The sequence below is a fragment of the Klebsiella sp. RCJ4 genome (assembly GCF_009025755.1).
In the GTDB taxonomy this organism is placed as follows: Bacteria; Pseudomonadota; Gammaproteobacteria; order Enterobacterales; family Enterobacteriaceae; genus Klebsiella; species Klebsiella michiganensis.
In genome coordinates, this window is record NZ_WCIN01000037.1 from 143,321 (window position 1) to 157,848 (window position 14,528).

Genomic DNA, 14,528 nt, shown 5'->3' on the forward strand with positions numbered 1-14,528 from the left:
AATACAACTTATATTCTTGATGACGAGGTAACTGCTATGGCTTTCCGTGACCAACCTTTAGGCGAGCTGGCGCTGACGATTCCGCGCGCCTCCGCGCTGTTCCGTCAATACGATATGGACTACTGCTGCGGCGGCAAACAGACGCTGGAGCGCGCGGCATCTCGCAAAGAGCTGGACGTCGCGGTGATTGAAGCCGAGCTGGCCAAACTGGCGGAAGAGCCGGTAGAGCGCGACTGGCGGGCTGCGCCCTATGCGGAAATCATCGATCACATTATCGTTCGCTATCACGACCGGCATCGCGAGCAGCTGCCGGAGCTGATTTTACAGGCCACTAAAGTCGAGCGCGTTCACGCCGACAAACCCAACGTTCCGAAAGGCTTAACCAAGTACCTGACCATGCTGCACCAGGAGCTTTCCAGCCATATGATGAAAGAGGAGCAGATTCTGTTCCCGATGATCAAACAGGGCATGGGAACGCAGGCCGGCGGTCCTATCAGCGTCATGGAAAGCGAGCATGATGAAGCGGGCGAGCTGCTGGAGGTGATTAAGCACATCACGCAGAACGTGACGCCGCCGGCGGAAGCCTGCACTACATGGAAAGCGATGTACAACGGCATCAACGAGCTGATTGATGACCTGATGGAGCACATCAGCCTTGAAAATAACGTACTGTTCCCGCGTGCCCTCGCCGGAAAGTAAATAAAAAGGCGCCCGCAGGCGCCCTCGACATTGTCAGTCTTATTGGCCACCCCGGGTGGCCTTTTTTATGACGGACCGTTGCAAGCAACGTTAAAAACCGCTGCCGAAGATTTTTTATTTCGCCAGGCGCTTCTTGCCGGCAAACAGCCAGCCCGCGCCGAGCAGCACAAACCACAGCGGGGTCACCATCAGCGCTTCGCGGGTATCGGCTTCCAGCGTCAGCAGGACCAGCACAAAGACGAAGAATGCCATGCACACCCAGCACATCAGTTTGCCCAGCGGCATCTTATATTTGGACTGCTCATGCAGCTGCGGACGCTTTCTGCGATAGGCCAGATACGAGCACAGGATAATCGTCCAGACGAACATAAACAGGATCGCCGACACCGTGGTAATCATGGTAAACGCCGCGATCACGCTTGGATTGACCATCAGCATGACCACGCCGCCCAGCAGACACATACAGGAGAAGGTCAGGCCTTTCGCCGGTACCGCGCGCTTCGACAGCTTGGCGAACATTTTCGGCGCCTGTCCGTCCTGCGCCAGACCGAACAGCATACGGCTGGTGGAGAACACGCCGCTGTTAGCGGAAGAGGCCGCCGAGGTCAGCACCACGAAGTTGATCAGGCTTGCCGCCGCCGGCAGCCCGACCAGCACAAACAGCTCAACGAACGGACTCTTTGACGGCACGACGGAGCTCCACGGCGTCACTGACATAATCACGATCAGCGCAAAGACGTAGAACATAATGATGCGGATTGGAATCGAGTTAATCGCCCGCGGCAGGGATTTCTCAGGATCTTTCGTTTCCGCCGCCGTGGTTCCCACCAGTTCGATGCCCACAAAGGCGAAGACCGCTATCTGGAAGCCGGCAAAGAATCCGCTGATGCCTTTCGGGAACCAGCCGCCGTCATTCCACAGATGGGCGAAAGAGGCTTCTACGCCGGTCGGTGACTGGAAGTGCATCATCACCATCACCAGGCCGACGACAATCAGCGCCACGATAGCGACGATTTTGATCATCGCAAACCAGAACTCCATCTCGCCGAACATCTTCACGGTGGCGAGGTTAAGGCCCAGCAGCAGCAGGATGACCGCCAGCGAGGCGACCCAGTCGGAGAGTCCCGGGAACCAGAACTGCGCGTAGGCGGTGATCGCCACCACGTCCGCCATCCCGGTTACCACCCAGCAGAACCAGTAGGTCCAGCCGGTAAAATAGCCTGCCCAGGGGCCCAGCAGGTCGGCGGCAAAATCGCTGAACGACTTGTATTCGAGATTCGACAGCAGCAGTTCGCCCATGGCGCGCATGACGAAAAACAGCATAAAGCCGATGATCATATAAACAAAAATAATTGACGGCCCGGCAAGGCTGATGGTTTTGCCTGAGCCCATAAACAGCCCGGTGCCAATCGCACCACCGATAGCAATAAGCTGAATATGCCGGTTAGTGAGATTTCGCCGCAGCGATTGTTCAGTCGGAGCCTGTTCGTCGGCAGCGACTTTTACCTGATCTACCATGTGATTTTTTCCTGTTGTACCTGTCTGTGTTGTTCGGGCTCTACTGGCCCTTCATTCGTATTAACCCCGGAACGAGGGTTTATCGATATTAGGTAAGAATCGGAGGGATGAATACTATGATTTAGATATAATGTTAATTTTATGTTTAAAGTGAGTGTTATATCACTCCGGTTACGCGAAACAGCTCACAAAAATACACCCATTAAGCAGATATGCAATATAAAGCTCCACCAAACGCTCAACTTAAGGGTTTTACACTATTTAAAGCGGCTCCCTCCCCCATACGGGAGAGGAAGCACCTGCTGTTTAGATAATATCCAGCAGTTCAACTTCAAAAATCAGGGTGCTGAACGGAGGAATGGATGCGCCCGCGCCGCGCTCGCCGTAGGCCAGGCTGTGCGGAATCGTCAGTTCCCATTTGGAACCCACCGGCATCAGGGTCAGCGCTTCAATCCAGCCGCCGATCACTCCGGTCACCGGGAATTCAGCCGGTTCGCCGCGCGCAACGGAGCTATCGAAGACGGTGCCGTCGATCAGCTTGCCGGTGTAGTGAACGCGAACGCGGTCAGTACGCGCCGGGATCGGGCCTTCGCCCTGGGTCAGAACGCGGAACTGCAGGCCAGACTCGGTGCTGTTCACGCCTTCGCGCTCGCGGTTTTCTTCCAGGTATTTCTCGCCATCCGCGGCCATTTCCTGGAAACGCTCGCGACGCACGGCGTCAGCGCGTTCGTGGATTTCGCGCAGCGCGCGGTGAACGGCTTCCACCGGCACCTGCGGCTGTTGACCTTCCAGCGCGTCAGCAATACCCGCGACCAGCGCTTCCGGCAGCAGCCCCTGCAGGCCAGATTCGCTCAGCTGTTGTCCAACCTGCAAGCCGATACCGTAACTTGCCTGTGCTTCGATCGTGTCAAAAGTTGGGGTTGCCATCTTTGTTCCTTTTTTGGTGGGGATTCTCATGCTCCCGGGCCTTCAAATTGCGAAAGGCGGCGAGCGGAGAAAAGAGGTGGGAAGCATATCAGCCATAGCACGACGGGTAAAACTTTGTCGCCTGGATGATGACAAATCTAAGGGAAACAGAAACAATAGAGAGATAAGGTTAACCTCACGAAACATAGCTTTGTCTCGTCCTTCAGGAAGTTAGCCATCTATACTCTAGAGAGAGCAGGATAAAAATATGCGGAGCAGGAGGAAAGCCATGCCCGGGCGCTTTGAACTGACATCTACCCTGGCGAAGATCTGGCACGCCCCGGATCATTTTCGCCTCATGGATCCGCTACCGCCGATGCACCGCCGCGGCATCATTGCCGGGGCGCTGCTGGTAATTATCGGCGTTCTGCTCCCTTCCGAGGATAACAGCAGCCCGGTTCAGGCCAGCCGCGAGGCGAATCTCAACCTGCAATCCCAGTCGCAGCCCTCTTCCGGCAATCAGGCGGTCCCGCTGCCGCCCATCACCAACACGCCGCCGGTCAACGATGCCGATCAGGTGGCGCCGGTCGCACCGGAGCCGATTCAGGATGAGCAGCCGGATCAGCCGCAGCAGCAGACCGCATCTCAGCCTTATCAGGAACCGCAGTCGACTCCCGGCATCGAGCAGCAGTGGCGGACCTACCGTATTGAATCGGGGAAAACTCTCGCGCAGCTGTTCCGCGACCACAACCTGCCGCCGACCGACGTTTACGCCATGGCCCAGGTGGAAGGCGCCGGTAAACCGCTAAGCTCACTGCAGACCGGGCAGACGGTCCAGATCCGTCAGAACGCCAGCGGCGTGGTCACCGGGCTGACTATCGATACTGGCGGCGGCCAGCAGGTGCTGTTTACCCGCCAGTCGAACGGCAGCTTTATTCGCGTCCGTTAGGCCTCACGGCCGGGTAGCTTACCCGGCCTGCTGTGGCGATTTCCCGGATGTTGTCCCCGGCTTATTCACCCACCAGATCCCGGCGCACACCAGCGCCAGCGCAACCGCATATTTCAGTTCAAGAATATTCTCGCCGAGGAAGATGGCCGACAGTACGGTGCCGGCGACCGGGACCACAAAGTTGAACGGCGCAATCATGCTCACCCGGTTATGCTTGAGCAGCACGCTCCATAGCGCAAAAGCGATGGAAGAGAGCAGCGTCAAATAAGCCAGAACCAGCGCAGCAGCGGCGCTGTGAACCTCAAGGGTGCCGCCGGTCAGATAGCCGCCGCCGACCAGTACCAGACCGCCAAACGCCAACTGCCAGCCGGTCATCACCGTCGGGTCAACCGTCTGCGAAATGCGCTTCCCGTACAGCGTCGCCGCCGACAGGATAAACGCCGCCAGCACCACAAAGCCGTCACCCTGCCAGACAAAGCTAAAATCGCTCAATGAACGATTAACGTTCACCAGCATCACGCCGGCAAAGCCGACAATACAGCCGATGGCTTTGTTGTAGCTCAGCCTGTCATTCTGATAGATAAAGTGCGCCAGCAGAACGCTGAAGAAGGTACCGGTGGCGTTCATAATCGATCCCTTCACGCCGGTGGTAAACGCCAGGCCAACGTAGAAGAAAACGTACTGGATAGAGGTTTGCGTGACGCCCAGTATCGCCAGCTGCCCGCACTGACGGGGATTCAAGCGGGCAATCGGCTTACGCTGCGCCAGCGCGAAGAGCAGCAGCAGCGCGCCGGCAAACAGAAAGCGATAGCCAGCAAAGACGATTTTAGACGGCACATCATCAGTGGCAATCTGAAACAGTTCATAGCCGCTTTTAATCGCGGGATAGGAGCTTCCCCACAGCAGACAGCAGAGGGTTGCGCAGGCATAAGCCACTTTCTTGCGGGAAAAAATCGAGGGTGCGTCCATTCACTTCACCAGAAATAAAATAGTGTTTTATTTTATTATCCAGAAAGTTGCTAAGAATAGCCACCATACCAGGAAAAGATTCGACAAAGACAGAAAAGCAAAACGCCGGCACAAGGCCGGCGTCTCGACGTGAGTTGAGTAAAAAATTACTCAGCTACAACGTTAACAACCAGTTTAGCGAAAACTTCGCTGTGAACCTGGAAGTCCACTTCGTGCTCACCGGTGGTGCGCAGAACGCCGTTCGGCAGACGAACTTCGCTCTTAGCAACGGCAACGCCAGCTGCAGTTACAGCGTCAGCGATGTCGCGAGTACCGATGGAACCGAACAGTTTACCTTCGTCGCCAGATTTAGACGCGATGGTAACGGTGCCCAGTGCGTTGATTGCTTCAGCACGTGCGTTAGCAGCGCCCAGAACTTCGGCCAGTTTGGCTTCCAGTTCAGCACGGCGTGCTTCGAAGAATTCAACGTTTTTCTTGGTAGCAGGAACAGCTTTACCCTGTGGTACCAGGAAGTTACGAGCATAGCCCGCTTTAACGTTAACCTGATCACCCAGGCTACCCAGGTTTGCTACTTTATCAAGCAGAATAACTTGCATTACCTTATCCTCTCAAAGTCGTATTAATGGACCGTGACCGATTACTGATGACGATCAGTGTACGGCAGCAGGGACAGGTAGCGAGCGCGTTTGATAGCGCGTGCCAGCTGACGCTGATATTTTGCACGGGTACCGGTGATACGGCTCGGGACAATCTTACCGCTTTCGGTGATGTAGTTTTTCAGCGTAGCGATATCTTTATAGTCGATCTCTTGAACGCCTTCCGCGGTGAAACGGCAGAACTTGCGACGACGGAAATAACGTGCCATATGGCTAGTCTCCAGAATCTATCAATTCAATCTGCTCGGCATGCAGAACCATTTTGCTCAAGCCGTTCTTTGCCTTGTGGCAAGAGATGAACCCTCGAACGATTACTGCGCTACCGACCGTTATACTGTGAGTAATGGCCTGGTTCTGGTGTCCGCTAATTATCACGGGCATCTGGCACCATGCCTGCCGGTGAAAACCGGCTTCCTCCTGCACTGAACGATGCTCAAGCACGAACTGGCAGTGTGGAATTCCTGACGGGCTGACCTTACGAAGTGGAGTCCTGCATACAATGCCGGACAGCTCCAGACGGTTGGTCATCAGGATTACTCTTCAGAATCCCCAGCTTCAGAATCATCTGCGGTTTCGTTGGCGAAATCTTCGCGACGCTCACGGCGCTCGTCTTTCGCTTTAACCATCGGAGATGCTTCGGTAACAGCGTGCTTAGTACGCATTACCATGCTGCGGATAACGGCGTCGTTGAAGCGGAAGTTAGTTTCCAGCTCATCGATCGCTTCCTGCGGCGCTTCAACGTTCAGCAGAACGTAGTGAGCTTTGTGCAGTTTGTTGATCGGATAAGCCAGCTGACGGCGGCCCCAGTCTTCCAGACGGTGGATCGTACCTTCTGCTGCAGTGATTGCACCAGTGTAACGTTCGATCATGCCCGGAACCTGTTCGCTCTGGTCAGGATGGACCATAAAAACGATTTCGTAATGACGCATCGAATTGCTCCTTACGGATTATTCAGCCTCCTGTCTGGGTCAGCCGCGGCCCATGGAGGCAAGGAACGTGTTAAAGGGCGGCTGAAAAATTGACGCGTCATAATACGGGCGAGCGGGGTTTAAGACAAGTAAATTGTGCAAATAATTCGCACTAAGCGCGAAGTGGCCTTAAGCCAGTGATTTAAAATTAATCAACGACGGAAGCGACAATTTTTTGAACAACTGCATCAGAAATGGTCGCGATACGCCAGACAGGCAGAGATTACACTTAGATCAGAAGCAATCCATACCCCAGGGAAGCGGGTGAACGTCAGGAGCGTCATAAGGAGGTAGGTGATGAAATACATCCTCATAACCATGATGGCAGCGCTTTTGTTGAGCGCCAACGCGCTGGCTGCTATTAAAATCGATGCCCGCCAGGCCCGCAACATGGACGATGTGCAGAGCCTCGGCGTTATCTATATCAACCACAACATCGCCACCGAGCAGGAAGCCGACCAGGCGCTTAGCCAGCAGAGCGATGCTCAGGGAGCGAAGTACTTCCAGCCGATCCTCATTCATGAACCGGGAAGCGACGGCGCCATTCACGCCAGTGCCGCCATTTACCGCTAGTTTTCCCGGATCGTTGGCTTCTTCCCGTTGCAGGGGGAAGCCAACGATGGCATTGCCCGGCGGTCATACCCGCACAATCGCGCCTTAATGCAATTGAGAATTATTTTTTCTCGTGACTTATCAGCGCCAGCGTAACCTGATTTAATCACTCTTTAACCGCATGATTATCCGGAGTGCTTCATGGTTCCGCGTTTTGCCACGCTAAGCCGTATCCCAAAAGGGGTTTGGGTTCTTGGCGGCGTTAGCCTGCTGATGGATGTTTCCTCGGAAATGATCCACAGCCTGCTCCCTCTATTTATGGCCACCACGCTGGGAGCCAGCGTCATTGTTATCGGCATTATCGAAGGCGTCGCGGAAGCCACCGCGCTGATACTGAAGGTGTTTTCCGGCGTCATCAGCGATTATGTCGGCAAACGTAAAGGGCTGGCGCTGCTCGGCTATGGCCTAGGTGCGCTGAGCAAGCCTCTTTTCGCCATCGCGCCCACCTCAGGCGTAGTGTTTAGCGCCCGGATGATCGACCGCGTGGGCAAAGGGATACGCGGCGCGCCGCGGGATGCGCTGGTCGCCGACGTCACACCGCCGGAAATTCGCGGAGCCGCCTACGGGCTGCGCCAGTCGCTGGATACCATCGGCGCTTTTCTGGGGCCGCTGCTTGCCGTCGCGCTGATGTTTCTCTGGGATAACGATTTCCAGTCTATTTTTTGGGTCGCGGCGATCCCCGCCGTTCTCTCTATCGCTTTACTGGGCTTTGGATTAAAAGAGCCCAGGACGGCGGTCGTCCAGAAACGCACTAACCCCCTGCGCCGCGAGAATCTCAAGAAGCTTTCCGCTGCCTACTGGTGGGTGGTGGCTATCGGCTCGATTTTTACCCTTGCCCGCTTCAGCGAAGCCTTTCTGGTCCTGCGCGCCCAGCAGATGGCGATCCCGCTGTTCGCTATTCCGCTGGTGATGGTCGCCATGAATCTGGTTTACAGCCTGACCGCCTATCCATTCGGGAAACTATCGGACAGCATGAGCCACAGCAAAATGCTGCAGTGGGGCCTGCTGGTGCTGATCGCCGCCGATATCGTGCTGGCGCTCAGCAGCCACTGGAGCACGCTTTTAGCCGGCGTCGCGCTGTGGGGTATTCATATGGGCATGACGCAGGGTCTGCTGGCGGCGATGGTGGCGCACACCGCCCCGCCTGAACTGCGCGGAACAGCGTTCGGGATGTTCAACCTAATGAGCGGCATCGCCCTGCTGCTGGCCAGCGCAGGTGCGGGCGTGCTGTGGGAAGTTCTGGGCGCCGCCTCGACGTTTTACGCCGGCGCGATAATCTGCGTTGTGACGCTGGTTAGTATGCGCTGCATGCCGTCGGCTTATCAGCAAAACTAAAAATGGCTCCGGAGCAGACCGGTTGATTCATCATAAAGATGAAATGCTCCGGAGCACCTGTTTCACTTTTGCCCGTAATAGGCATCTGGCCCGTGCTTGCGCATAAAATGTTTATCCATCAGCCAGCTATCGATGGGCTTCAGCTGCGGGTTGATCGCGCGAGCAATCCACGCCATCCGCGCCACCTCTTCCATCACCACCGCGTTATGCACCGCATCGTGCGCATCCTTGCCCCAGGCAAAAGGCCCATGCTGATAGACCACGATGCCCGGCGTATGCAGCGGCTCAACGTCACCCAGCGTTTCGATAATCACGTGGCCCGTGTTCAGCTCATAAGCCTCCGCCACTTCCTGCGCGCTTAACGCCCGGGTGCAGGGAATGTCGCCAAAGAAGTAGTCCGCGTGGGTCGTCCCCAGCGCGGGAATGGCCAGACCCGCCTGCGCCCAGGCCGTCGCGTGCGTCGAGTGGGTATGCACCACGCCGCCAAGGCTCGGATAGCGGCGATACAGCGCCAGATGCGTGGCGGTATCGGAAGAAGGACGATAGCGTCCTTCCACCACGTTCCCCTCGAGATCCACGACCACCATATCGTCCGCTTTCATGGTCTCGTAGGCGACGCCGCTGGGCTTAATCGCCACCAGCCCGCGTTCGCGGTCGATAGCGCTGACGTTACCCCAGGTAAAAGTGACCAGGCCGTAGCGCGGTAAATCCATATTGGCGTCGAAAACCTGCCGTTTCAGCGTTTGCATTATGCCACCTCCAGCAGACCGGCGCTGGCCATCCGCGCCTTCACCCAATCGCGCGCTTTCGCGACCTCGGCGGCCGGATCGTCGGTCGTTTCGCTCCACATTTCAATTAGATACGGGCCGCAGTAGCCCGTCTGCTTGAGCGTTTCGAAACAACGTTCAAAATCGACGACGCCTTCGCCGAACGGCACGTTTTTAAATACGCCGGGTTTCGTGTCTTTTATGTGCACCGCCACGATATGCCCCATCCCGGCCTGAAGCTCCATCTGTACGTCATTATCCCAGGCGGAAAGGTTGCCGATGTCCGGATAGAGCTGGAACCACGGATTATTCAGGTAGTGGGCGTAGCCCAGCGCCTTGCTGATCGAGTTCATCAGCGGGTAGTCCATAATTTCCATCGCCAGCGTTACCTGCGCGCGGCTGGCCATTTCAACGCTCTCTTTTAGCCCATCGCGGAAACGACGGCGCGTCTCGTTATTGGCTTCCTGGTAGTAGACGTCGTAGCCCGCCAGCTGGATTACGCGAATCCCCACATCCTGCGCCAGCCGAATCGCTTTGCGCATAATCTCCAGGCCCTGCGCCCGTACCGCGTCGTCTTCGCTACCGAGCGGGAAGCGCCGATGGGCGCTCAGGCACATTGAGGGCACGCGCACCCCGGTTTCCGCAATCGCGTTAACCAGCGCGAAGCGCTGCTCCCGGCTCCAGTCGAGCCGGGCCAGGCGGTCGTCAGTTTCATCGACCGACATTTCGACGAAATCAAAACCGAGCGCCTTAGCCAGCCGCAGACGTTCCAGCCAGCACTCCCCGGCGGGGAGCGCTTTTTCATAGATGCCGAGCGGAATAGGTTTCGACTGCATAGCCGCTCCTTAGCCCCACAGCTGGGCGATCGAACGTTTAAACTGCCGCGCGGCTTCCACCGGGGAAGCGGCGTCGCGAATGCTGCGACCGGCGATAAAGACGTGGATCGGAATCCCCTGGAACAGCGGCAAATCCTCCAGCGCCAGGCCGCCGGTGACGGTGACTTTAAAGCCCATCCCGGACAGGCGTTTGATCGCGCTGATATCCGCCTCGCCCCACGCTACGCCGGCGGCCTGGGCATCGCGGCTGCGGTGATAAACCACCTGCTGAACGCCCGCTTCACGCCACTCCTGCGCCTGCTCCCAGGTCCAGTAGCCGGTCAGTTCGATCTGGACGTCGCCGTTGAACTCTTTCGCCACGTCCAGCGCGCCTTTGGTGGTGTTGATGTCCGCGCAGCAGATCACGGTGACCCAGTCAGCGTTGGCTTCAAAGCACATGCGGGAGAGAATTTTACCGGCATCGGCGATTTTGGCGTCCGCCAGCACGATTTTGTTGGGATAGAGCGCCTTCAGGTCGCGAACGGCGCGTACGCCCTCAGCCACGCAGAGAATGGTACCGACTTCAATAATGTCCACTTCATCGGCAATCAGGCGCGTCGTTTCATACGCGGAAGACATAGATTGGTTATCGAGCGCAACCTGCAACATAGGTAATGACATTTTGGTGTTCCTTTTAAACGGCCGCTGCCGTAGCGTTATCAATTAATTCCAGAACTTCCTGCGCGGAGCGGCAGGCGCGTAAACGGTCAAAATTGGCTTCATCTTCAAACAGGTTGACGATCTGCATGATGCCGACTTCCTGATGGGTATTGGCATCCACGGCCGCCATGGTGATCAGGATGTCGACCGGGTCGTTATCCTCATGATTGAAAACCAGCGGCGTTTTCAGCGTAACCAGCGCAAAGCCCGTTTTCTTCACCCCCTCTTCCGGCCGACCGTGCGGCATCGCCAGACCGGGAGCAATCACAAAATAAGGGCCGTGCTGAGCAACGCCATCCAGAATGGCCTGGTAGTAGCGCGGCTCCACGACATCCGCCTTCACCAGTAAATCCACGCTCAGCTTGACGGCTTCCTGCCAGGTGCTGGCGTCGGCCTGTAAAAGGATGGAGTTGTTCTCCACCAGCGAATCACGTAATTTCATTTGGCGTCCTTACTTCACATCCTGCGGGAAGTGCGCTTTGATCACCTCCAGCAGTTTCGGGCCAAAATCCGCAGGCGAGAGCATGTTGCGCACGCCAACCACGTATTTGTTGCCGGAGACGCTAATCTCACCGGCGATATGGGTGGAGGCGATGATGATGTCCGCGCCGTTGAGTTCACTTTTGTATTCCCCCACCGCGCAGCTGTTTACCGTGTGATCGATATTTGACTGGGTCAAAAACTGGTCCACCTTCATCTTCATGATCATGGAACTGCCTTGCCCGTTGCCACATACAGCCAGAATACGTACGGTCATAGTCAAAACTCCTTATTGAGCAGAAGCATCTGCCAGTTGTTTTTCCGCGTCCTCTTCAGCGCGCAGCGTGCGCCCTGCGAAGAACATATAAGCCAGTGCGATAATGATAATGACGGCCATAAACGCGATACCGATGGAGGCGAAGCCCTGCATCATCGGCGGCGCCAGAATTGACCAGTCCGCCATGCCCATCCAGGCGCTCATGCCGGTCAGCTTCACCGCCCAGACGCAGCCAAAGATTTCGATCATGCCCATCACCAGACAAATCTTGAGCGCCGCGCGCCAGCCGCCAAAGTGGTTAGCAAAGACGCCGATGGTGGCGTTCGAGAAAAACATCGGGATAAAGCCCGGAATAATCAGAATGGAAGAGCCGAAGCCGACCAGAATACCGACGGCGATCAGCTGACCGATGGTGCCCCACATAAAGCCCCAGACGACGGCGTTTGGCGCAAAGCTATAGATCGCCGCACAGTCAATGGCCAGTACGGCGCCGGGAATCAGGCGCTGGGAGATACCGTTGAACGCCTCGGAAAGTTCGGCGACGAACATGCGCACGCCCTGGGTGATAATGAAAATCGCGACGGCGAACGAGAAGCCCGTTTGCAGGATATAGACCGTCCAGTGGGTGTTACCCGCCATCGCCTGTACGGTGTCGATGCCGAAGGAGAGCAGTATCGCGCCGAAGAAAATGGTCATCACGATGGCCGTGGAGACGATGTTGTCGTGAAAGATGTTCAGCCAGCCCGGCAGCTTAAGATCCTCAACGCTCTCCTCTTTTTTGCCCAGATACGGGGCGACCTTGTAAGCAATCCATGAAGCGAACTGCTGCTGGTGTCCGATGGAGAAGCCGCAGCCGTCGGTCACTTCCTGAGTCGGCTTATACATCATGTTCGAGGTAATGCCCCAATAGAGTGACACCAGTACCGCCGTACAGATGATGGTCGTCCACATCGGGTAGCCGAAGATGTAAAAAGAGACGGCAATCAGCCCCGCCTGCTGGAACATGATGTGCCCGGTCAGCATGATGGTGCGAATACCGGTAATACGCCGCAGCAGGACATAACAGATATTCAGCGCCAGGGCTAACAGTACGGCATAGCCCACCCAGCTGTAGGCGTCGCCCATGCGTTCGATCGTGGCCATCATTGACGCGTAGGTATCGGAGATAGCGCCGTTAATGCCGTAAACCTCAGACATTTTCGCCACGACCGGCTTAAACGTGCTGGTCAGAATGCCGGAGCCGGCCTGCAGCAGCATAAAACCGATAATGGTTTTAATCGTCCCTTTAACAATAACGCTGGCGCTTTTGCGCAGCAGGATATAGCCCAGGCAGGTCACAATACCCAGCAGCAGCGGGGCGTTGGTCATAACCTGGTTAAAGAACACGGTAAAGATGTGGTAGAGAATCTCCATAACACACTCCAGAAGGTGGACGCTCTGAACGCACGCTACGCCCAGGTTGGTTGTTGCGATCACTCTAATAATCAAAAATAATCACAACAAGATTATATTTGATTTAATGTGACGCACGCCGCAAATAATCACACAATCCGCCATCGTATTAATTCTCATTTCTACAAACTGTGAAATAGTATATTTAAATCAATTAAATAAAACATAACTCATGTCATAACGTCAGCCTGCCCCTCTTTTTACCCTCCACGATCCCTCTCATGAATGGCAAATTTCAGGATTGCAATCCTGAACAAACGGTGCCAGTATTCGTCAAAACAAATCACATTGTGATTACTTTTGATAATATGTGAGGGAAAAACAAATGAGTAAAGTACAAACCATCACCCGCGAATCATGGATCCTGAACACTTTTCCGGAGTGGGGTAGCTGGCTGAACGAAGAAATTGAACAAGAGCAGGTTGCGCCGGGCACCTTTGCCATGTGGTGGTTGGGCTGTACGGGCATCTGGCTGAAATCCGAGGGCGGAGCCAATATCTGCGTCGATTTCTGGTGCGGTACCGGCAAGCAAAGCCACGGGAACCCGCTGATGAAAACCGGTCACCAGATGCAGCGTATGGCCGGCGTGAAGAAACTCCAGCCAAACCTGCGCACCACTCCGTTTGTTCTCGATCCGTTCGCTATTCGCCAGATCGACGCCGTACTGTCCACCCACGATCATAACGATCATATTGATGTGAACGTGGCCGCCGCGGTCATGCAGAACTGCGCCGAGGACGTGCCGTTCATCGGCCCGCAAACCTGCGTCGACCTGTGGATGGGCTGGGGCGTTCCAAAAGAGCGCTGTATCGTGATGAAACCAGGGGATGTGGTTAAAATAAAGGATGTTGAAATCCACGCGCTTGACGCTTTTGACCGTACGGCCCTGATCACCTTACCCGCGGATCAAAAAGCCGCAGGCGTCCTGCCGGACGGAATGGATCAGCGCGCGGTGAACTATTTGTTCAAAACGCCGGGCGGCAACCTGTATCACAGCGGCGATTCCCACTACTCCAACTACTACGCGAAGCACGGTAACGAACACCAGATCGACGTGGCGCTGGGCTCCTATGGCGAGAACCCGCGCGGTATCACCGACAAAATGACCAGCGCCGATATCCTGCGCATGGCCGAGTCGCTGAATGCTAAAGTGGTAATCCCGTTCCATCACGATATCTGGTCAAACTTCCAGGCCGATCCGCAGGAAATCCGCGTTTTGTGGGAGATGAAAAAAGATCGTCTGCAGTATGGCTTTAAGCCTTTCATCTGGCAGGTGGGCGGAAAATTCACCTGGCCGCTGGATAAAGACAACTTCGAATACCATTATCCGCGCGGATTCGACGATTGCTTCACGATGGAACCGGACCTGCCCTTTAAGTCGTTCCTGTAAGGCTTCTCCGGCGGG

At 55.9% G+C, this 14,528-nt stretch carries 18 protein-coding genes; 5 read left to right on the forward strand and 13 right to left on the reverse strand.

Annotation, left to right across the window (positions count from 1 at the left end):
- The first annotated feature begins 36 nt into the window (after positions 1 to 36).
- Entirely contained in the window at positions 37 to 699 is a 663-nt protein-coding gene (gene ytfE / locus F8562_RS14165) for an iron-sulfur cluster repair protein YtfE (RefSeq protein ID WP_014227630.1), read from the forward strand.
- Between the two features lie 114 nt (positions 700 to 813).
- Here ytfE and cycA read toward each other — a convergent pair whose 3' ends face one another.
- Both cycA and fklB read right to left on the reverse strand, forming a co-directional pair.
- Complete coding sequence (gene cycA / locus F8562_RS14170; RefSeq protein ID WP_004128150.1) at positions 814 to 2,217, reverse strand: D-serine/D-alanine/glycine transporter; 1,404 nt, start codon at positions 2,215 to 2,217, stop codon at positions 814 to 816.
- 306 nt (positions 2,218 to 2,523) lie between these two features.
- Complete coding sequence (gene fklB, locus F8562_RS14175) at positions 2,524 to 3,144, reverse strand: FKBP-type peptidyl-prolyl cis-trans isomerase (RefSeq protein ID WP_004871077.1); 621 nt, start codon at positions 3,142 to 3,144, stop codon at positions 2,524 to 2,526.
- Positions 3,145 to 3,412: 268 nt separating this feature from the next.
- Here fklB and F8562_RS14185 point away from each other — a divergent pair, with 268 nt between their 5' ends.
- Complete coding sequence (locus tag F8562_RS14185; protein ID WP_004098005.1) at positions 3,413 to 4,072, forward strand: LysM-like peptidoglycan-binding domain-containing protein; 660 nt, start codon at positions 3,413 to 3,415, stop codon at positions 4,070 to 4,072.
- Positions 4,073 to 4,090: 18 nt separating this feature from the next.
- Here F8562_RS14185 and F8562_RS14190 read toward each other — a convergent pair whose 3' ends face one another.
- The 5 genes from F8562_RS14190 to rpsF form a co-directional block, all read right to left on the reverse strand.
- On the reverse strand, positions 4,091 to 5,041 hold the full coding sequence (locus tag F8562_RS14190) for a DMT family transporter (protein WP_009652306.1): 951 nt from the start codon (positions 5,039 to 5,041) through the stop codon (positions 4,091 to 4,093).
- Between the two features lie 146 nt (positions 5,042 to 5,187).
- On the reverse strand, positions 5,188 to 5,637 hold the full coding sequence (gene rplI / locus F8562_RS14195; protein WP_004098003.1) for a 50S ribosomal protein L9: 450 nt from the start codon (positions 5,635 to 5,637) through the stop codon (positions 5,188 to 5,190).
- A gap of 41 nt (positions 5,638 to 5,678) precedes the next feature.
- Positions 5,679 to 5,906, reverse strand: coding sequence for a 30S ribosomal protein S18 (rpsR, locus tag F8562_RS14200; protein WP_000135199.1), 228 nt, complete (start codon positions 5,904 to 5,906; stop codon positions 5,679 to 5,681).
- Between the two features lie 4 nt (positions 5,907 to 5,910).
- The gene (gene priB, locus F8562_RS14205; RefSeq protein ID WP_004098002.1) at positions 5,911 to 6,225 is read right to left on the reverse strand and encodes a primosomal replication protein N; all 315 of its coding nucleotides are present in this window, start codon (positions 6,223 to 6,225) and stop codon (positions 5,911 to 5,913) included.
- 5 nt (positions 6,226 to 6,230) lie between these two features.
- The gene (rpsF, locus tag F8562_RS14210) at positions 6,231 to 6,626 is read right to left on the reverse strand and encodes a 30S ribosomal protein S6 (RefSeq protein WP_004098001.1); all 396 of its coding nucleotides are present in this window, start codon (positions 6,624 to 6,626) and stop codon (positions 6,231 to 6,233) included.
- A 336-nt stretch (positions 6,627 to 6,962) separates the two neighbouring features.
- On the opposite strand from rpsF, the gene F8562_RS14215 reads away from it, so the two are divergent.
- On the forward strand, positions 6,963 to 7,238 hold the full coding sequence (locus F8562_RS14215; RefSeq protein ID WP_004098000.1) for a DUF1471 domain-containing protein: 276 nt from the start codon (positions 6,963 to 6,965) through the stop codon (positions 7,236 to 7,238).
- Between the two features lie 180 nt (positions 7,239 to 7,418).
- Positions 7,419 to 8,612: an MFS transporter gene (locus F8562_RS14220; RefSeq protein WP_014837196.1), complete on the forward strand. Its 1,194-nt coding sequence runs from the start codon at positions 7,419 to 7,421 to the stop codon at positions 8,610 to 8,612.
- A gap of 62 nt (positions 8,613 to 8,674) precedes the next feature.
- On the opposite strand, the gene F8562_RS14225 is transcribed toward F8562_RS14220, so the two are convergent.
- The 6 genes from F8562_RS14225 to ulaA are packed head-to-tail and all read right to left on the reverse strand — an operon-like array spanning position 8,675 to position 13,084.
- Positions 8,675 to 9,361 carry an L-ribulose-5-phosphate 4-epimerase gene (locus F8562_RS14225; RefSeq protein ID WP_004097998.1) on the reverse strand — a complete coding sequence of 229 codons (687 nt, stop codon included), beginning with the start codon at positions 9,359 to 9,361 and terminating at the stop codon, positions 8,675 to 8,677.
- Complete coding sequence (locus F8562_RS14230) at positions 9,361 to 10,215, reverse strand: L-ribulose-5-phosphate 3-epimerase (protein WP_014837195.1); 855 nt, start codon at positions 10,213 to 10,215, stop codon at positions 9,361 to 9,363. The genes F8562_RS14225 and F8562_RS14230 overlap by 1 nt, the downstream gene beginning before the upstream one ends.
- A 9-nt stretch (positions 10,216 to 10,224) precedes the next feature.
- Complete coding sequence (locus F8562_RS14235; protein ID WP_009652369.1) at positions 10,225 to 10,875, reverse strand: 3-keto-L-gulonate-6-phosphate decarboxylase UlaD; 651 nt, start codon at positions 10,873 to 10,875, stop codon at positions 10,225 to 10,227.
- Positions 10,876 to 10,888: 13 nt separating this feature from the next.
- The gene (ulaC, locus tag F8562_RS14240) at positions 10,889 to 11,356 is read right to left on the reverse strand and encodes a PTS ascorbate transporter subunit IIA (RefSeq protein ID WP_004097995.1); all 468 of its coding nucleotides are present in this window, start codon (positions 11,354 to 11,356) and stop codon (positions 10,889 to 10,891) included.
- A 9-nt stretch (positions 11,357 to 11,365) separates the two neighbouring features.
- On the reverse strand, positions 11,366 to 11,671 hold the full coding sequence (gene ulaB / locus F8562_RS14245) for a PTS ascorbate transporter subunit IIB (protein WP_004109091.1): 306 nt from the start codon (positions 11,669 to 11,671) through the stop codon (positions 11,366 to 11,368).
- A gap of 12 nt (positions 11,672 to 11,683) precedes the next feature.
- Positions 11,684 to 13,084: a PTS ascorbate transporter subunit IIC gene (gene ulaA / locus F8562_RS14250; protein ID WP_004097992.1), complete on the reverse strand. Its 1,401-nt coding sequence runs from the start codon at positions 13,082 to 13,084 to the stop codon at positions 11,684 to 11,686.
- 364 nt (positions 13,085 to 13,448) lie between these two features.
- Here ulaA and ulaG point away from each other — a divergent pair, with 364 nt between their 5' ends.
- Entirely contained in the window at positions 13,449 to 14,513 is a 1,065-nt protein-coding gene (gene ulaG, locus F8562_RS14255; protein WP_004097991.1) for an L-ascorbate 6-phosphate lactonase, read from the forward strand.
- Positions 14,514 to 14,528 lie beyond the last annotated feature (15 nt).